The sequence below is a fragment of the Koromonas soli genome, assembly GCF_059726265.1.
Genome location: NZ_AP040872.1, coordinates 3,061,715 through 3,079,207 on the forward strand (window position 1 = coordinate 3,061,715; position 17,493 = coordinate 3,079,207).

General features: G+C 57.1%; 21 protein-coding genes. 10 read left to right on the top strand and 11 right to left on the bottom strand.

Annotation, left to right across the window (positions count from 1 at the left end):
- Nucleotides 1-6: 6 nt before the first annotated feature.
- Entirely contained in the window at nt 7-765 is a 759-nt protein-coding gene (xth, locus tag AC6IY8_RS13370; RefSeq protein WP_497778633.1) for an exodeoxyribonuclease III, read from the top strand.
- A 168-nt stretch (nt 766-933) separates the two neighbouring features.
- On the opposite strand, the gene AC6IY8_RS13375 is transcribed toward xth, so the two are convergent.
- Nucleotides 934-2,502: an Ig-like domain-containing protein gene (locus AC6IY8_RS13375; protein WP_497775020.1), complete on the bottom strand. Its 1,569-nt coding sequence runs from the start codon at nt 2,500-2,502 to the stop codon at nt 934-936.
- A 429-nt stretch (nt 2,503-2,931) separates the two neighbouring features.
- On the opposite strand from AC6IY8_RS13375, the gene AC6IY8_RS13380 reads away from it, so the two are divergent.
- The 4 genes from AC6IY8_RS13380 to nusB all read left to right on the top strand — a co-directional run bounded on the left by AC6IY8_RS13380 (nt 2,932) and on the right by nusB (nt 5,662).
- Complete coding sequence (locus AC6IY8_RS13380; protein ID WP_497775021.1) at nt 2,932-3,180, top strand: hypothetical protein; 249 nt, start codon at nt 2,932-2,934, stop codon at nt 3,178-3,180.
- 171 nt (nt 3,181-3,351) lie between these two features.
- The gene (locus AC6IY8_RS13385) at nt 3,352-4,146 is read left to right on the top strand and encodes an enoyl-CoA hydratase-related protein (protein WP_497775022.1); all 795 of its coding nucleotides are present in this window, start codon (nt 3,352-3,354) and stop codon (nt 4,144-4,146) included.
- Between the two features lie 232 nt (nt 4,147-4,378).
- Nucleotides 4,379-5,212 (top strand): 6,7-dimethyl-8-ribityllumazine synthase, encoded by an 834-nt coding sequence (gene ribH, locus AC6IY8_RS13390; protein ID WP_497775023.1) that lies wholly within the window; start codon nt 4,379-4,381, stop codon nt 5,210-5,212.
- Between the two features lie 18 nt (nt 5,213-5,230).
- Nucleotides 5,231-5,662, top strand: a complete 432-nt coding sequence (gene nusB / locus AC6IY8_RS13395) for a transcription antitermination factor NusB (RefSeq protein WP_497775024.1) — start codon at nt 5,231-5,233, stop codon at nt 5,660-5,662.
- 90 nt (nt 5,663-5,752) lie between these two features.
- Here nusB and AC6IY8_RS13400 read toward each other — a convergent pair whose 3' ends face one another.
- Nucleotides 5,753-7,807 (bottom strand): hypothetical protein, encoded by a 2,055-nt coding sequence (locus tag AC6IY8_RS13400; RefSeq protein WP_497775025.1) that lies wholly within the window; start codon nt 7,805-7,807, stop codon nt 5,753-5,755.
- Between the two features lie 438 nt (nt 7,808-8,245).
- Between AC6IY8_RS13400 and AC6IY8_RS13405 the strand changes: the two genes are divergently transcribed.
- The 3 genes from AC6IY8_RS13405 (at nt 8,246) to AC6IY8_RS13415 (ending at nt 11,272) form a co-directional block, all read left to right on the top strand.
- Nucleotides 8,246-9,778: a 2-isopropylmalate synthase gene (locus tag AC6IY8_RS13405; RefSeq protein ID WP_497775026.1), complete on the top strand. Its 1,533-nt coding sequence runs from the start codon at nt 8,246-8,248 to the stop codon at nt 9,776-9,778.
- A gap of 318 nt (nt 9,779-10,096) precedes the next feature.
- The gene (locus AC6IY8_RS13410; protein ID WP_497775027.1) at nt 10,097-10,678 is read left to right on the top strand and encodes a hypothetical protein; all 582 of its coding nucleotides are present in this window, start codon (nt 10,097-10,099) and stop codon (nt 10,676-10,678) included.
- A gap of 45 nt (nt 10,679-10,723) precedes the next feature.
- On the top strand, nt 10,724-11,272 hold the full coding sequence (locus AC6IY8_RS13415) for a hypothetical protein (protein WP_497775028.1): 549 nt from the start codon (nt 10,724-10,726) through the stop codon (nt 11,270-11,272).
- A 670-nt stretch (nt 11,273-11,942) separates the two neighbouring features.
- Here AC6IY8_RS13415 and AC6IY8_RS13420 read toward each other — a convergent pair.
- The 9 genes from AC6IY8_RS13420 to AC6IY8_RS13460 all read right to left on the bottom strand — a co-directional run bounded on the left by AC6IY8_RS13420 (nt 11,943) and on the right by AC6IY8_RS13460 (nt 15,448).
- On the bottom strand, nt 11,943-12,200 hold the full coding sequence (locus AC6IY8_RS13420) for a helix-turn-helix domain-containing protein (protein WP_497775029.1): 258 nt from the start codon (nt 12,198-12,200) through the stop codon (nt 11,943-11,945).
- Nucleotides 12,197-12,457 carry a helix-turn-helix domain-containing protein gene (locus tag AC6IY8_RS13425; protein ID WP_497775030.1) on the bottom strand — a complete coding sequence of 87 codons (261 nt, stop codon included), beginning with the start codon at nt 12,455-12,457 and terminating at the stop codon, nt 12,197-12,199. The genes AC6IY8_RS13420 and AC6IY8_RS13425 overlap by 4 nt, the downstream gene beginning before the upstream one ends.
- Before the next feature lie 261 nt (nt 12,458-12,718).
- A complete protein-coding gene (locus AC6IY8_RS13430) occupies nt 12,719-12,979 on the bottom strand; it encodes a hypothetical protein (RefSeq protein WP_497775031.1) in 261 nt (86 codons plus the stop codon).
- Nucleotides 12,967-13,497 carry a hypothetical protein gene (locus AC6IY8_RS13435; RefSeq protein WP_497775032.1) on the bottom strand — a complete coding sequence of 177 codons (531 nt, stop codon included), beginning with the start codon at nt 13,495-13,497 and terminating at the stop codon, nt 12,967-12,969. Before AC6IY8_RS13435 ends, AC6IY8_RS13430 begins: the two co-directional genes overlap by 13 nt.
- A complete protein-coding gene (locus tag AC6IY8_RS13440; protein ID WP_497775033.1) occupies nt 13,490-13,780 on the bottom strand; it encodes a hypothetical protein in 291 nt (96 codons plus the stop codon). Before AC6IY8_RS13440 ends, AC6IY8_RS13435 begins: the two co-directional genes overlap by 8 nt.
- 1 nt (nt 13,781) lies before the next feature.
- On the bottom strand, nt 13,782-14,204 hold the full coding sequence (locus AC6IY8_RS13445) for a hypothetical protein (protein ID WP_497775034.1): 423 nt from the start codon (nt 14,202-14,204) through the stop codon (nt 13,782-13,784).
- On the bottom strand, nt 14,194-14,556 hold the full coding sequence (locus AC6IY8_RS13450) for a hypothetical protein (protein ID WP_497775035.1): 363 nt from the start codon (nt 14,554-14,556) through the stop codon (nt 14,194-14,196). The genes AC6IY8_RS13445 and AC6IY8_RS13450 overlap by 11 nt, the downstream gene beginning before the upstream one ends.
- Nucleotides 14,557-14,799: 243 nt before the next feature.
- The gene (locus AC6IY8_RS13455; RefSeq protein ID WP_497775036.1) at nt 14,800-15,138 is read right to left on the bottom strand and encodes a hypothetical protein; all 339 of its coding nucleotides are present in this window, start codon (nt 15,136-15,138) and stop codon (nt 14,800-14,802) included.
- Entirely contained in the window at nt 15,131-15,448 is a 318-nt protein-coding gene (locus AC6IY8_RS13460) for a hypothetical protein (RefSeq protein ID WP_497775037.1), read from the bottom strand. Before AC6IY8_RS13460 ends, AC6IY8_RS13455 begins: the two co-directional genes overlap by 8 nt.
- Nucleotides 15,449-15,582: 134 nt before the next feature.
- Between AC6IY8_RS13460 and AC6IY8_RS13465 the strand changes: the two genes are divergently transcribed.
- Nucleotides 15,583-16,620 carry a hypothetical protein gene (locus tag AC6IY8_RS13465; protein WP_497775038.1) on the top strand — a complete coding sequence of 346 codons (1,038 nt, stop codon included), beginning with the start codon at nt 15,583-15,585 and terminating at the stop codon, nt 16,618-16,620.
- Nucleotides 16,621-16,754: 134 nt separating this feature from the next.
- Nucleotides 16,755-17,330 (top strand): hypothetical protein, encoded by a 576-nt coding sequence (locus AC6IY8_RS13470; protein WP_497775039.1) that lies wholly within the window; start codon nt 16,755-16,757, stop codon nt 17,328-17,330.
- The last annotated feature ends 163 nt before the right edge of the window (nt 17,331-17,493 follow it).

Sequence of the window (17,493 nt, forward strand, 5' to 3'; positions counted from 1 at the left end):
ATCAAAATCGCTAGCTGGAATGTGAATTCGATACGAGCGCGAATGGAGCATGTGAAGTCCTGGCTCGGTGCGGTGCAGCCGGATGTGCTGCTGATGCAGGAGCTGAAGGGAACGGAGTTTCCGGCAGAGGCGTTCAAGGAGCTGGGATACGAAAGCGCGGCCGTGACGCAGAAGGCATACAACGGCGTGGCCACGTTGTCGCGAACTCCGATTGAGACGCTGTGCACGGCATTGATGGGAGATGAGCAGGACAGTCACGCGCGATTTCTGGAAACGAAGATTGATGGAATTCGCGTGGTGAATTTGTATCTGCCGAATGGGAATCCGGTGGGGAGCGAGAACTTCGCGTATAAGCTGGCGTGGATGGAACGGCTGAAAAAGCAGATGAAGGCGTGGGTGGATGACGGCGTCCCGGTGGTGGTGGGCGGAGATATGAACGTTATTCCCGAAGACCTGGATTGCCATAAGCCAGCGTCATGGGCGAAGGACGCACTGTTCCAGCCGGAGCCGAGAGCGGCGTTTCGGGCACTGCTGGAGATGGGATATACGGATGCGTTTAGGAAACTGCATCCGGGCGAGGCAGGGTGCTTCACGTTCTGGGATTATTTCAGGCAGGCGTTTCAGAACAATCGGGGGATCAGGATTGATCACTTTTTGCTGTCGCCGGAACTGGCAGAGCGGCTGGTGAGTTGCGAAATCGATAAGGGGCCAAGGGGGTTGGAGAAGCCTTCGGATCATACGCCAATTGTGGTGGAGCTGAGATAGGGGTTCCTTCGCTTCGCGAAGGACGATGGTTAAGGGCAAGGGCAAGAGCAAAAGCAAGAGCAACCCCGAGGTCCTTCGCTTCGCTCAGAGCAAAAGCAAGGACAACAGCAAAACGAAAAAGAGGGGCGAATCGATCGCCCCTACAGGTTGTGTTGCAATTACCGCTTGTTACTTCACGGTGATACTTAGGCTCGTCTTATAAATGGTTCCCTTGCTGTCCCATGCCTGGACGGTGACGGCGCGCGTGCCGGTGCTGAGCGTGAGAGTGGTGTTGAGGCTCGAGGCTGAAGTGAAGTACTTGCTCACGCCATCGACGTAGATGCGCATCGACGTGATGGGATTAGCAGACTTGGCAGTGGCGACGAAATTCACGGCTCCGCTGATGGTGGCGCTCGGCGTCGGCGAGGTGACGGTGACGCCGCTGGTGCTGGTGCTGGTGTTGGACGTGGGCGGATTGACACCGATGGTGAGCGGCAGGGCGCCAGTCATGTGGTTGCGCATGAGAGGCTTGCCTACGGCCTTGACGAACACTTTGTAGCTTCCCGCAGCGAGGGCGAAGCCGCTGAAGTCATAAGAGGTCTGGGTGACGGGGACGTCGGCGACCTTCATGAGGTTGGTGCCATCGGTGGAAACGAAGACAGTGTAGTGATCCAGAGTGTTGCTGTTTCCGGTGATGCTCCAGGAGACCTTGGTGCCCGAAGACGATCCGCTGATGCTGACACAGTTGTCGATGCCGCTCTCAAGCTCGGTGGCCTCTTCGTAGTCGTTCCAGGTTGCGAGCTGAATGGCGAGGAGCTGACGGGCCGAGGAGTAGTACTTGGCGATCTGATCGAATCCGTTGAGGAAGGTCTGGCCGCAGTTCTGATTCATTACGCGGTTGGCGGTCCAGGCGGCGAGCTTATCGTTGAAGCCCTTGTAGAGAGAGCCGTAGGCCAGGTCGGGCAGATTATTGATTCCGGTGTTGTAGAAATTGTCCAGATAGGCGGTGCCGATGTCGGAGGGATTGGAAGCGTTGGGGGAGACCCAGCCGAACGCGCCTCCGAATGCGGAGTTGGTAAAGGCGCTGGCGTTGCGCTGAATGAGGATGGGATTGCCGGGAACGCTGGACTTCACACGCGACCAATCGATGGAATACTTCTCAACTCCGAAGAAGAAGACCACGGGACGGCCGTTGTAACGGATGTAGGCCGGGGAGACTTCGAAGTTGTTGTAAGCGTACGTCAGGTCGGAGATCATCTGGGTGGTGACGTTGCAACCGGAGGTTGCGGCGCAGCTGTTGAGCGCGCCCACATCTTCCATTACTGCGAACTGGAATCCGCTACGCTTTTCGGCTTCGGCGCGGAGCAACTTGGTGGCGCCATTGGTGCGAGTGTTGTACGGACCGTACCAGTCAACGATTGCTCCGTCGAGACCGCGGCTGAGCATGTCGGTAACCTGCATGGCGACCTGGGTGGAGTTGTTGGACTCATAGCCGACATTCATGTGGTTGGTGCCACCGAACCAGGCCATGAGGTGCGCGTAAACTTTGCCGTTGAATCCGGGGTAGAAGAGCGTCTTGATGGAAACCTTGCTGACGTTGGTGGCGCCTTCGTTGCCGTTGCTCTGCGTGGTGAAAGTGGTAGCGGTGCTCGTGTTGTTGCCGGTTTCGGCGGCCAGGGTGGTATTGGGAACCACAGGGGTGCTGGCGAAGAGCAGGGACGATGTAGCCAGAACCAGAAGAGCTGCGAAGCGTTTCATGAGACTTCCCTCAAAGGTCCAAGCTCTTGGTGACGAAAGTGGCGCTATCGCACAGGCCCGGATCCCAGTGCTGCGGATGAATATGGGTTATTGGGAATAACTGAATGGAGGTTAGCTGGAGCAGGGCAAAAGGGCTGTTCGCAGAATCACTAAGGTGATGGAATATTTCTTCCCGATTACCTACGACATGGCACCTGAGGGTGAAAGAACCAAATAGGTACTTTGGTGGTGAACAGTTGGCGAAGAATGAGGGATTTGCATGAGGCTGTTTTGCGGAATCAGCATGTTGCGTCTATAGTTTTGCTGTCGGTTGTAGGAGGTTGAGAGATGTTTCTGGATTGCATGTCTCACCTCAGGGCTGCCATTCGGGGCCTGACCTCATCCATAGATTTTCAGCGCGATGCGCGCGATTACAACTAGAGGAGATACATGTCCGAGCCAAACACCGATTCAGTGCGCAAGATTCCTCTGCCGATCAGCAAGGAGCTCCGCACGCTTGCGCACGACCTGAGCAACTCAATCGAAACGATCATGCAGGCAACCTACCTCCTCAGCCAAGCCAAGTTCGACGATACGAACAAGAAGTGGCTCGAACTGATCGATCAGGCGACTCGTGACGCAGCGAAAATCAATCGCGAGATCCGCGACGTGCTGCGCACCCGCAGCGAAGAGTCGTAACCGGCACAGTACTCCTCCAGCACGACGATAGTCCCCAGGTTGGCGAGAAAGAGTGTGCGCAACCTGGGCCGCGCAGTGGTGTGCTTCCCTTCCCCAGAAATCGCTTTTCCGCACTGGATTGTCTGCAGCAACATCCGTTGGTACACTCTTGGGTCGTTCAGGAGAAGGTCTATGCCTGCACTCACGCAATTCGAAAATATCCGGTACGAAAAACGAAACCAGATTGCATTTGTAACCGTCGCGCGGCCAAAGGTGTTGAACGCACTGAACAACGCAACCCTGCGCGAACTGATGATGGCCTTCCAGACGGTCCGCGATGATGACGATGTGAGGGTGGCCATCGTGACGGGCGAGGGAGAAAAAGCTTTTGTGGCGGGAGCCGACATCAGCGAACTCGCACAACTGAGCGGCGTGGACGGCGAAGCCCAGGCAGCGCGCGGACAGGCCGTGTTTTCGCTGATTGAGAACTGCGGCAAGCCGGTGATCGCGGCTGTCAACGGATTTGCACTGGGAGGAGGATGCGAACTGGCGCTGGCCTGCACACTGCGGATCGCCTCGGAAAACGCACGCTTCGGGCAGCCGGAAACCAAGCTGGGATTGATTCCTGGCTACGGCGGATCGCAACGCCTGCCACGGCTGGTGGGTAAGGGAGTGGCTCTGCAGATCATGCTGACGGGAGAGATGCTGAGAGCCGATGAAGCATATCGCATTGGGCTGGTGAACGCCGTGCTTCCGGCGGCGGAGCTGATGACGCACGCAGAGGCACTTGCGCAGAAGATTGTTGCAAATGCTCCGATCGCGACACGGTACTGTCTGGAGGCGGTGAACAAGGGGATGGAGATGCCGCTGGCAGAAGCATTGGCGTATGAGGCTTCGATGTTTGGACTGTGCTGTGGGACCGCCGATAAGAACGAGGGGACAAAAGCGTTCCTGGAGAAGAGGGTGCCGCAGTTTAGGAAGGCGTAGGGAGGAGCCAAAAACGGCAAAAGCGCTGGGTGTTTGGTGATCTGGGGCGGGGGAAGAGGCGCAGGGCGGCTGGGATCCTTTGCTGCGCTCAGGATGACACCTCTACAACCAAAGACAAGAGCAGGAGCAAGAACAAGAGCTAAGGCAACAGCAAGACCAAGGCAACAGGAAGGCAGGTGCGAGAGGAAGAGCAAAAGAACCTCGGGGCGGGACCTGTGATAAAAATGAGGATGTGATTCGCTCATTTAACCGCCTTTTGCTGCCAGCCACCGACGAGGACTTCCGCTCACTTGAGGAGTTCTTTACAACACTGGGCTTCGCTCCGGGCGAAGCTTGGGATGGTCGCAGGTCTCATGGACGCAAGTTTGAAGCCCTGGATTCAGGGGTGGAGCTTGCGAAGGGACAGGATATGCCCGCGGCTGACCTGATCGCCGAGGTTGATAACGCCGACATCGTGGCAGAGGCGGCGAGGGCGAAGGGGTACAAGTTCGTTGAAGAAATAGCGGATCACGACTGGGGCGCGCGGTTGTTTGTGCTGGAGGTTCCGGCGGGATTTGGACGGCTGGCCGTCTTCAGCTACAACGAGAACTGGCGACAGCCGACGAAGGAAGCGCAACTGGACGCGACGGGGATGAAGTTCGCCGTGGTCGTCTCGCGCTTTAATGCCTTTATCACCGAGCGACTGCTGGGCGGAGCGACCGATGCGCTGCGACGCACGGGAGCGGCCGCAGCAGATATCGAGATTGTGCGGGTGCCTGGCGCTTTCGAAATTCCGGCGACGGCGAAGATGCTGGCAGAGACGGGCAAGTATGACGCGCTGGTCGCGATTGGGTGCCTGTTGCGCGGTGATACGGCGCACTATGATGTAATTGTGAATGAAGTCACGCGCGGAGTGGGAGAAGTGACGCTGGCGACGGGGGTTCCCATCGGATTTGGCGTGCTCACTTGCGATACGCTGGAACAGGCAATTGACCGCGCTGGACTGAAGATGGGCAACAAGGGATTTGAAGCCGCATTGGCCGCATTGGAACTCGCAGCCCTGAAACGCACGCTCCAGAACAAGTAATCATCAGTAGAAGGAATCATGGGTACAAGACGTAAATCACGCGAACTGGCGCTGCAAATGCTGTTTCAGGCCGATATGGGCAAACAGTCGGTCGAGCATGTGAAGAAGACATTCTGGGCGGAGCGCCGCGACCTGGAAGACAGCGTACGCAATTTTGCCGACGATATTTTCCGAGTGGCGATGGAACGCTTCGACGAGATCAGCCAGTTGCTGGAAGGACACACGGAACACTGGAGGCTGGAACGCATGGCCGCCGTGGACCGCAATATCCTCAGGGCTGGAGTGGCGGAGTTTCTCGGCTTTCCGAAGACACCGCGGCCGGTAATCATCAACGAAGCGCTGGAGATCGCACGGCGATTCTCTACGCCGGAGTCGGTGCAGTTTATCAATGGCGTGCTGGATTCGGTGGCGCGCAAGCTGGAACCGCAGGCGGCAGCGAACAAGAAGTAAACTCACCCGAAAACAGCGCGAATTTCTAAGCTTTAAACAAAGAAAGGGACTATCCACAGGGGATAGTCCCTTTTAGGTCGTGGTCAAACACTACGGCGTGAGTTTACTGATGCGCGTGGACCAGTTGCCCAGAGCGCCGCGGGATCCGGCAGCGCCGGGCGATGCGGCACAGGTGCCGAGTTTGTTATCGCCTCCGGTCTGTCCGACGAAGAACTGCCCTCCCCACTGCAGGTATGGGCACGCGCTTGCGATGTATTCGCTCGCAAGCCAGATGGAGTTGCCATCGACGGCCGCTGCACCGTAGTCGCCCCAGCGGGTTCTGGGAGGATTGCCGACCTGCGACTTATAGCTGGTGAAGCCATCGTCCTGAGCAGCACCGAGGCCGCCGGGAAGATCGTTCCAAACGCTGACACCCACGATGCCATCAATGGCGGCGTAGGCCGCGCTTGGGTTCGTGGTGTCGCCGGTGTCGGTGAAGGCAATGACGCCGCGTCCGCTGGAGGTGACGCCGATGGCGGGATAGGTGAAGTCGTGGCCCGCAGCTCCAAGGTAGCCCTGCATTGAGAGTTTGGCGCTGAGTTGGCCGGTGGAAGTGTCAGGCTTGACGATGTACCACGCGATGCCCGCGCGTTGCTGGCCGCCATCGGGATTGAGGGCCGTGTCGAGCGCTCCCCAGAGCTTTCCGTTGGCATACATGACCTGCTGCATGCGGGTGTCGTTGGAGTCAGGCCGCGAAATCACCTCATTGTGTGCGGGTTGCGATGTAAACAGCAGTCGCCAGCAGCCAACTCCAGCGATGGTCGGAGTGGTGGTGTCGTTGATGCAGAATCCCTGCGGCGTACTGGTGGTGGCAAGTGTGCCCGATCCGGGCTGACTCTGTTTTGGCGGAATTCCGTACTGACCAACGCTGAGCACTTTGTTGGTCAAGGTCAGGTTGGGTGCGGACGAATTCAGAGACGAAGTATTGGTCAGTGCCCATACGATGAGGTTGGTCGAGGCGCCGGTATAGGCATTGCCTGCCGCTTCTCCACCTGCATTGGAGCTGAGGAAGTACTCGGTGCCGCCAGCATTCAGATCGAAGGAGTTTACGCCCGGAGACTGAGCCGGCCAAACGGTGAATCCGGCCTCGGTCTGGGCGACGGGGGAGGTGGCGTGCACTGTTCCGGTGGTGTCGATGTGCACGATGTTGACATTGGCAGCACCGGCAACGAGTTGGGCCTTGGAGAGCGCATAGATCTGCGCGCCATCGAAATCACCTGGCCCGAAGGGGTAGGAGTTTGTTGTGAGATATATTCCGTAGGCATCGGCTCCGATGTGCGGATAGTCTCCGAGGCAGGGGCAGGGGCCTCCGATGGTGCCTACGCTGCCATCGTTGGTGACGTTGATGCGATAGATGTTCCAGCTACCGGTGGGATTGGACGTCTGACTGACAGCGAGGTCAAGGTGATTGCCAGTGGTCAGGGCTCCGTTGGGGAAGGTGTCGAGGGTGAGGATCACAACGAACCACCGCTGAGTCGCCGCGTCGTAAAGGCAACTGGGGTCGGTGACTTCCGGTCCGCGAACGCCGGTAGTGCGGTTGATGGCCGGAGCATATCCGAAGAACGAATTGAGGTCTACGGCGTGATTTACGTTGGTCGGGACTCCGGCGACGATGTTGGTGGCCGTATTGTCGGGCAGCACGGATTGGCCGGAGGTGTTGAAGATGTTGAGCACGTCGTTGACGGCTTCGAGCACGTATCCGTTTCCGGCACACAAGCCCTGATCAGGAGGTTCGACGGAGAACTGGTTTCCGCCGCGAGCATAGCGCTGCTGGAAGAAGTTGAGGCCCTCAAAGCCGAAATTGAATTGAGGATTAGATTTGGCTTTCTTTCCGCTTGTCACGGATGCGCCGGGGCCAACGCCTTTGGACAAGCTCTTGTTTACGATGCTTCCACTATATGCGGCCGGACCTTCCTCGCTATCCAGTTGCTCGGGAAACTCCGCGTTGGTTACATCTCCCGGTCCGGAACTTGAAAACTCGCGAGTGACCGGCGCAGATGTTCCGCTTAATGAAACCTGTTGAGCGCTGGCGGATGTAGCCCAAAGCGCAACAAGCGCAAGACAAGCCGTCAACTTCGACCATCTCCTAAACGACCGTAGTCTCATCGTTCTCTCCTGAAATGTGGTGGCAAGGTGGCAAGAGGCGGGCTCATCCAAAGGTGAATTTCAGCCCGGCGGATTCGAACTCCCTGTGAGTTGTGAAGATTTGTAAACGGGTTGTACTACTCGGGGCAAAAAACCTCATTAAAAGCGGAGAAGCTGGTTGTTGTCGGGAGAGTAGATGCAGGTGGGAGGCAAACAGCCCCATCCTCCGGCTGCGCCGGAAGGGTAGGGTAGCCGGGAGTGCAATCGTGGAGGCATTGCAATCCCACATTCGCCAAAAGAGGGCGGATGTGGGCCACCATGTGGCAAAGGAAGACATGAACTGATTGGGTCATTCGATCGGCTTATAGGTGCGTTTGGAATGGGCCGCTGCTGTATGCTGGAACTGTAAGGCTTCCCTCCGTCTAGCCAATCCAACAACATTCGTATGAGGATGCAGGAATGAAAACTACTTCGAAAATAGCTGTATTTGACACCACATTGAGAGATGGCGAACAGGCAGCCGGAACACGGCTGGGCAGTCGCGACAAGATCACGCTCGCGCGCCAACTAGCTCGTCTCAAGGTGGACATCATCGAAGCAGGGTTCCCGGCGTCTTCGCCGGAAGATTTTGACGCGGTGAAGAAGATCGCGATGGAGATCGAAGGGCCGACGATCTGCGCGTTGTCGCGGGCGGTGGAAGCCGATATTGAAGCGTGCGGCAAGGCGCTGGCGAAGGCCGCGAAGGGCCGCATCCACACGGGCATTGGCGTGTCAGATATTCACATCATGGGGAAGTTCCAGGATGACCGCTATGGTAAGACTCTGGCGGCCAAGAAGGCGAAGCTGATCACGCTCGGGGTTGAAGCGGTGAAGCGCGCACGAAACCTGGTGAAAGATGTGCAGTTTTATGCCGAGGACGCAGGGCGCGCAGAGCCTGAATACCTGTACCAGATGCTGGAAGCGGTGATCGATGCAGGTGCGACGGTGGTGAATATTCCCGACACGACGGGCTACACGGTGCCGGAGCAGTATGGAGCGCTGATTGCCGGGATTCGCGATAACGTGCCGAACATCGCGAAGGCAACGATCAGCGTGCACTGCCATGACGATCTGGGGCTGGCGGTGGCGAATTCGCTGGCAGGTATTCGCAATGGAGCACGGCAGGTGGAAGGCACGATTAACGGCATTGGCGAGAGAGCAGGAAACGCGGCGCTGGAAGAAGTAGTGATGGGGATTCGCACGCGCGGAGACTATTACGAACTGACGACGGGAGTGGAGCCGAAGGAGTTCTACCGCACGAGCCGCATGGTGGCCGATATGCTCGGTATGCCGGTGCCGGCGAACAAGGCCGTGATTGGGGCGAACGCGTTTTCACACAGCTCGGGCATTCACGTGGATGGATTTTTGAAAGACCGGCAGACGTACGAGATTATGCGTCCGGTGGACGTGGGATTTGAGGATAGCAAGGTGGTGCTGACGGCGCGCACGGGACGACATGGGCTGAAATCGCGTTTGGAAAAGCTTGGGTATGAGCTGTCAAAGGCGGAGCTGGAGACGATGTATCAGCGCTTCCTCGTGGTCGCCGACAAGAAGCAGGAAGTTCTGGACGAAGATCTGATGGCGCTGATCCACGATGAGCTGCCGCCGACGGAGCAGGCGTTGAAGCTCGAGTATCTGCACAGCTACAGCGGAACCTCGGCGATTCCGACGGCAACAGTGCGGCTGCTGATCAAGGGAAAGACACGCGAGGGAGCGGCGATTGGCGATGGTCCGGTGGATGCCGTGTATCGCGCAATCTCGACCGTGACAGGGACGAAGGCGAGACTGGTGAAGTATGACATTCGAGCAGTGACCTCGGGCACGGAAGCTGTGGGTGAGGTGACTGTGCATCTCGAAGACGATGGGCGGCGCGCAATGGGACGTGGCGCTTCGACGGACATCATCGAGGCGAGCGCAAAGGCCTATGTGGATGGGCTGAACCGGCTGGGGTAGTAGTGGTAGTCTCGCGAAGAAAGTCCCACGCTCGGGCTGCGCCGTAAGGGTAGGGGCCTCAGTTCCTGCTGGCTATACTCTCTGGAAGTTCCGGCTAATAATTGGAAATCTTGCAATCCCACATTCGCCAAAAGAAGGCGGATGTGGGCTACCTGTTTTTCTCAGCACAACAACATCGGGCGTAGGGAATTGCGCACCACTGCATTGTTGCCTGCGCGTAGGCCACCTGAAGGCGCGAGGGCGAATCCGATTTAGCAGTTAGCGAAAGCAAAGAACTAGCTTGCGGAGAACTCACCCAGAGGGGGACAGAGGACGCCCATGAACCTTTCACAGATAGAACCGAAATACATTGTGCTCGCGGCGGTGGTGATCGTCGCGATTATTGTTTTGGCCGTGATTTACGCGCGAGATCGTGCAGCTGCGCGCGCCAGACTGCGCGAGCGCTTCGGGCCGGAATACAACCGGGCAGTGCGCGATGTTGGCTCGGAACGTAGGGCAGAGGCGGAGTTGGCAGAGCGCGCGCGAAGGGTAGAGAAACTCAGCATTCGCGAACTGAGCCCGATGGAGCGCGACAGATTTATCAACCAGTGGAACGCGCTGCAGTTGCGATTTGTGGATTCGCCAAAGGGTGCGGTGGCCGAAGCGGATGACCTGATCGGAATGGTGATGCAGACGCGGGGATATCCGGTGAGCGACTTCGAACAACGCGCAGCGGATATTTCGGTGGATCATCCGGTGGTGGTCGAGAACTATCGCGCGGCGCACACCATCGCGAACCGGGTACGCAACAACGAGGCAGGAACGGAAGATCTGCGCAAGGCGATGATCCACTATCGCACGCTCTTTGAAGACATGGTGAGCGTGCCGACGACAGGACAGACGAATCGCGAAGTAGCTTAACGGAACTGCACAGCATAGAAAGAATTCAGGGAAGAGGTAGAAAATATGGCACAGATCAATCCGCAGAAACGCGAACTGACAACGGCTGAACTGGCGGGGTATGAGACTCCGGCGAAGGACACGACGAAAGAGGCTATCAATGCGGCGGAGCGTCCGCGGCTGGTGAAGCCGGTTGAGGGCGAAGCACAGATGGAACATCAGGAGATGCGGGAACGCGTGCAGGATGAGCGAGTGCGCGAGATGCGTCCGCAGGAAGTTCGCATGCAGGATGACCGCGCTCAGCATGTGCAGGAGCGGACGCAACAGATGAACTCGCATGCGAATCCGATGCCGCTGTTCTCGGAATCGGAGATGAATGACTTCCGTTCACAGTGGATCAGGGTGCAGACGGGGTTTGTCGATGAGCCGCGGAGGACAGTGCAGGATGCCGATAAACTGGTCGCCATGGTGATGCAGCGGCTGGCACAGGGATTTGCCAATGAGCGCTCGGGCCTGGAGAAACAGTGGAGCCAGGGGGAGAACGTTTCGACGGAAGATTTAAGGGTGGCGCTGCAGAGGTACAGGTCGTTCTTTGATCGGTTGTTGAGTGTGTAAGGTTGGATTGCTATCCCACATTCGCCAAAGGAGGGCGGATGTGGGCAGCTGACCGGTTGCTGAGCGTGGGGTTTGGTGGTTGGTGACCTGGAGCGGCGGAGGAGACTGGGAGATGGCTGGGGTCCTTCGCTGCGCTCAGGATGACACTTTAAGAGCAAAAGCAAAAAACAATAGCAACAGCAACACACAGAGCAAGAACCACGGCAAGAGCAAGAACCACGGCAAGAACAAGAGCTGAGACTAGCAGGACTATGGGGCAGTAAGGGGATATGGCGGGAAGTGGGGTGAAGCGGCGGGAAATGTGCGCGCAACCTCACGCGAAATCAGCAGGTTAGGCAATCCATACGGCGGCATGGACCAAGTTCACCGCGAGAGCCCCGGAGCAGAATTGTGGGGCAGTAAGCGTCAGCGCGTGGCCAAATGTCGTCCGCAAGTTATTGATAACTACTTCTTGCGATTGAAATCCAACGGACATCGCAAACGGACCGGGTGAAGGAATGCGTAAGTACCTGATCGGTCGCGAGATATTCCTACGGACACCGCTGATGGAAGCGTCTAGTCCGCGAAAATCCAACGGACACGAGTCACAACCAGAGGAGCGCCGCTTATCGGATCGGAATCTATTTACCGATTTATCAATGAGGCGCACCACAATCATCCTTTCCTGAGCCTAAATAGCGGGCTCATTCAGCGTCCGATTGATGAGTTCCAGGACAGAGTCCACTTCGATCCAGATACGCCCACCGCGCCGTACGCGATGGGCCTTCAGATCTCCGCTTTCAACCAGCCGATACACGGACTGACGCGAGTATCCGTGACCCAAAGCAGAGGACAGAATATAGGCGGCGCGCTGAGGGGCAACGCAGCGTTCATGCTTGAGTGGGAGATTGATCTGGCCGTTCATAGGAGCGTGCTTCTGTGCGTTCATCGTATCCTTCCCTGAGATCGTTTCTTGCTGTCGCGGACCGTGCTTTTGATTGTTTCCGGGCGTTGACGCCTGGAGCCCATACGACGTTGGAGATACTGGTCCAGCGAGCGCCCTAGAACTTTCCACCAGCCGTTGTCGCGGAGCTGCATGGCCTGCAACTCTCCGCATTCGATCAGCCGGTACACCGTTTGCCTAGAACATCCAAGAGCTTTCGCCACCTCGGGCAATGCAAGGAAATCACTGGCGCGATACTTCATTCAGGCACCCGCTCGCTGGCGCGCTGCGATCCGGCACAGCGCGAGCTGTCCTTACAAGTCTTACAGTGGGCGCGAATTGCGCGCGCGATGCGGCGCTCTAAATCGTCTTTCGCCTTGGCGCGCTTTGAAGCAATACGCTCGGCGCGATCGGCTTTGCCGCACGTATCGGGAGAGCAAAAATAGCGGGTGTAATCCGGCTTCCCATCCCTCAGTAGTGGCTGCGTACAGTGACCGCAATATCTCATTCTTGGCGGGGCCCCTTTACTGAATCTCTGGATCTGGAATGATGTGCAGCGACTTCAGCCATTTCTCATCGGCAGCCGTCATGCGAAGAAAGCAAGGTAGTGTTTCCTGTTCCTCGGGCCATCCGTTTTCGATGTCCAATGAGAGCGAGCACTGGAGAACTCCTAACGCGCGCAACGTTCGGCGCAGATCGCTAACCTCTGGATCTTCGCTAATGAGTTGAGCGATTCGTTGCCGCAGGCGATTTTCGAGAGCTTTCCTTGCGTCTAGTTGTGCCATGCTCCATTTCCTTTCAACATCGATTTCAAGGCCCACCAAACCCGGTTGCAGTCATGCAGCGTGCGAAGCGTTATGTCCGCAGGCGGAACGCGAGTAGAACCTACTTTGCGGGCCAACGGAGAGCGCGTGGAGCGCAGCCAAGCCTCGAACTGGGCCTGCGACCAACCCAATCGCTGCAAGGCGCTCTGAATGCGGTCCAAATCGGCTTGTGTTGGCAGCGTGCGCATGTTCTGCTGGCTATCGCGGCGGCCTTCGGTACCTGCAGCTTGAGAATTGGTGCGCGGACGGCGGCGGCGCGGAGACGGAGCGATTCCAAGTGCGCCCTGCAGGGTGTTGATGAGCGCGCTGGCATCATCAATGGAGATCTCGCTGAACGATGCGACCATTCGTCCGAGCTGCTCGCTCGCCCACTGCAAGCGGCACTCGCGCGAGCTGTCGAGATCGATGGTGCGCCTTTTTGAATACTGCGCATATAGGACCTGCAAGCGCTTGAGCTGGGGAGCGGTAATCTTAGACATCAAGGTCCTCCATAATCCCTGAGTCGGCCACTTCGTATTCAGGAAAATCAAGCTGTTGTGCCCGCTCTATCACCTCTAATTCCAGTGATGCCGCTATCTCGGGATATTCGCGAAGCAATTTCAGAATGTGGCTTTGTACCAGTTCGATCGGTGCGGCAAGCACGGCGGTGATGCAGGAGCCGATCGCGGACACCTTCGGATCTTTGTGTGTTTGCAGCTCTTGGGCGAGCTGAACCGCAAATGCTGCGCGCTGATATTTGGTCCGAATCTTGAGCCAGGGCACGCTACACCTCCTTCGCTCTCTCTGCGGCGCGGGCACGCATTTCATGAATGCGTTGATACTTCTTGGAGAGAGGCTGGCGCGCTGGCTTCTCTGAATCCGGATAATGGACACGATCCAACTCATCCATCTCGTCGAAGATCTCGCAAGTCCGTTCCATGGTTCGCTCGCTGCAGTTCGGCTTTGCATTCAGTCGATCTAGCTCGCGCTGCAATTTGCTGTATCTGACGTGGTACTCGTACGTCTCGCATTCCTCCAGGAAGCGATCTGCGTACGTGAAGTACGCCCCGAGCATCGCTTCGACAATGGCCTCTGGAGAGCATGCGGCGATACGGCGCACCATCTCTTTCTTTCCACCCAGAGCTTTCGCGCGCGAGTTCCGAGTGGCAGTTATCTCCTTCAAGAGTTCCTCGTCGCTATTCGTCACGCGCCATCTCCGCGAAGTGCTTATGAAACGTCTTAAGGTCTGTTTCTTCGAGCCCAAAGAACGTGAAGGCGAGATGTCCATCGACGTAGATGTAGATCATGCTTCCGCCTGGTGAATGCTCTATTTCAACTGGCCCCTCTTCGACAGCAGTGCGGCCCGTAAAGAACTGCAGCTTTTTGATACAGCGCCCCGTTGTCTTCGGATGAATGAACGCCTGGACAACTGCCGGGTCGGTTGTTGGAACGCTGTCCGCTCCGTTGGAAACTGTTTGAGCTAGAGACGCAATTTCCTGGACAGCTTCTAATTCATCAAACAGGGACGGAGCATTTCCGTCGATGGCTTTCCGGCTCATCAGAACAGTTCTCCTTGCTTGGCCTCATCCTTATGTTTTGGGCAGTAATCGATATTCTTGCCGCCGCTGGTTGCGCACATGTCGCAGATCGCGGCGTCGCAGGTTCCCTCGCCCATTGTGGAGTGATGAATTACTTTTGCATCGCAGAGCTTCGTTGCTGGACGCTCGTGACAGAACTGGCAAAACCTTGGACGCTTTCCACTGGTGCGGATGATCCCCCAGGAATTTCCGAACTTGATGTACTCACAGGGCATCGCGAACCTCCGGCTTTGTGATCGGGGACGCATAACAGGACCAATCGATCTTTGCGGAGCGAGATCCAGTGCGGCGCACCTTGTATCCATCCACACTCTTGCATCCAGTCGCGATGTAGCTGGCGGCTAAGAAGTCGTTCACAAGGCAACGCATTGCTAGTTCAGTGGGAAGCTCATGCGTGTGGGCTCGCCGTGCGTACCAATTGCGCACGGAAAGCGGGAGGCGCTTGAATGTCTGCTGTGTGACCGGCTTGCGATCAGGATCTCGCTCCTGCACAGCCTGACGGAACTCTTCGAGTGCGCGCTTGATGCGCTCGACGTCAGTCATTGGCATCCTCTCGACGATCTTGCAGATAGGCGCGAAGGTTATTTACCTGCTGCTCTCCGATGGTGAGGTGAATCAGACCGTGGGTGGAACAGACATACAAAGCTTCATCGGCAGACAAAATGTAGATGGAGCAGTTGCAGTAGCGCTGTCGATAGCAGGCATGGCGGACAGCAGCGGCGCGGCGAGCGCGGACCCAATAAGGTGCGCGAAGGGTAGGCAGCCGAAATCCTAGCAGCGAGGCGACTAATGCCAAGTAATAGGCTCCGGCTGCCACAGCCACACTGATGAGTATCCAGCCCGCGATGTTCACTGTTCCTCCGTCGCTCCGAGGATTCCGTAACCAGCGATGTCACGATATGGGTTCTCACCGAGCGCATCTTTGGTGCCACGAACACGAAGTTCTACGACGGGAATGCCTACATCGTGACAGGCGACGTATTTCGGATGTCGGGCTCGATCGCGAGCCAGGTGATTCAGGGAAACTGGATGGAGAATATCGCCCGCGCCTACCATCTGCACGATGGAGGGACAACAGCCCAGGCTACAGGTTTCAATTTTGTTGGGAACCGGCTGCTGATGACGTCCGGAAACAGCGCGCCCTCGCAGGCCATCTTTGTCGACAATTCCAATGGATCTAAAATCGTATATCTCGATGGGAGATACGTTGGTAACACCATGTATTGCGCGTCGAACGAGGGCTTGTGTAGCGTTCAGAAGCCGCTCCAAGTTTCGTATCCGACAACTCCAGACCCATCAAGCTTTGTGGCGCTCACCGTCGAGGACAACACGTTCCAATACCTTGCCCCGGGTGGGTCGCTCGCATCCTCGAACCATGCCGCTGCCGCTTTTCGGTTTGGCACCAATCGAGCATTCAGCAGTACAGGCGCTCCTGTCGCCGACTTCACCGGGACCGGGAACTACTCATATATACGCAGGGGTGCTCTCTACGGCATCGTTTCTCTCGGGCCAATCGTGAACGTCGAAGGATCACTGAACGTGTCAGGCGTTGGATTGTTTCATAACCACGCCAATGCAGATGCAAATCTAGGCGTCGGAGCAGGCGACACAACCGCGCAGAACGCGTACTTCAACTTCTACGATCGCACCACTGTTTCCTGGCAGCTCATTAAAGATGCCAGTGGAAACTTCTGGCTCGCTGACAGTACTCACGGAGTATCCAGACTCGGCTTCCTTGGAGGATCGGCGTCATACGTAAACTCCATGGGCGGCGATGGAGTCTATGTCAACATCCAGCCGAATACTGGAACGGGTGGCGTCGTGTTTGGCTCTGGAGGTCCTTCTCCGACTGTCGTGGGCAGTGTCGATAACGCTGGAAAAGCTACCTTCTCTAGTGGTGTCAACATCCCGACCGGAAAAGCGTACCAAGTCGGAAGTGCCGACGGATTCACGGGAAGCAAGACGATAGGCTCGTGCACGCTGACCATCGCGGGCGGAATCATTATGAGCGTGGGGGGATGCTAATGACTGGAGGAATGGTAGTGATCGCCGGAAGAGTTTCCCAGACCGTGTTGAGGTGTGCTTGTGTTATCTTTTTGGGCTATGTCGCGTTTGTTTTGTGGCCCCTGCGCAGCGTTCTCCAGGAGAGCAAGTCAACTGTGCACGATACTGGAGACATCGTTCGCATCGTGAAGCCGCACGTAGACGCGACGGCCCACAACATCCAATTGGTTAGCAAGAATGCGGCGGTGATGACAGACGAGGGTGCAAGGGCGAGCGTTGCACAGAAGAAATACTGGAACGCAACCGCCCAACAGACTTCTGATCTGATCGGAGACGCTCAGGATACAGTTAAGGCTTGGAGAAGTGTCGGAGTCGCCGCCGAGCGTCAGATCGATCCGACTTTGCTTCGTTTCCAAATCATGCTCGATCGCACAAACACCCTGCTCGCCACCACTAATGATCAGGTTGTAAAGGCCGGTCCTTTCCTGCTCTCAGCGACGAGATTGATGGGGCACGCGGATGGTCTGGTCTCCGATCCAGCGCTGCACGGATCTCTGGTCAACATGCGGCGCATGTCCGGAGCCGGAGCTCTCTTTATGGAAGATACTCAGCGGAAGTTCCACGGATGGTACTATCCGGCACGGCAAAGTCCATTCAAAGCATCCTTCGCGCTGCTTCCCGTCGCGGGGCGGCTTGCCGAGTTTTGCTACTACCTAGGGCCGTGCCGGTGAGCGGTGGCAGCTATGCTGCACATATTGGCTCGACGATTTTGTCGTGCTGCTTGTGATGTGCAAAGGATGCGATCGCGGCCACATGAAAGAGAGGCGTCCAGGCTGCCCAGGTACAACGTTGGCAGTGCAGAAAATACAATGTCCTTTCGTTCTCGCCCCGTCT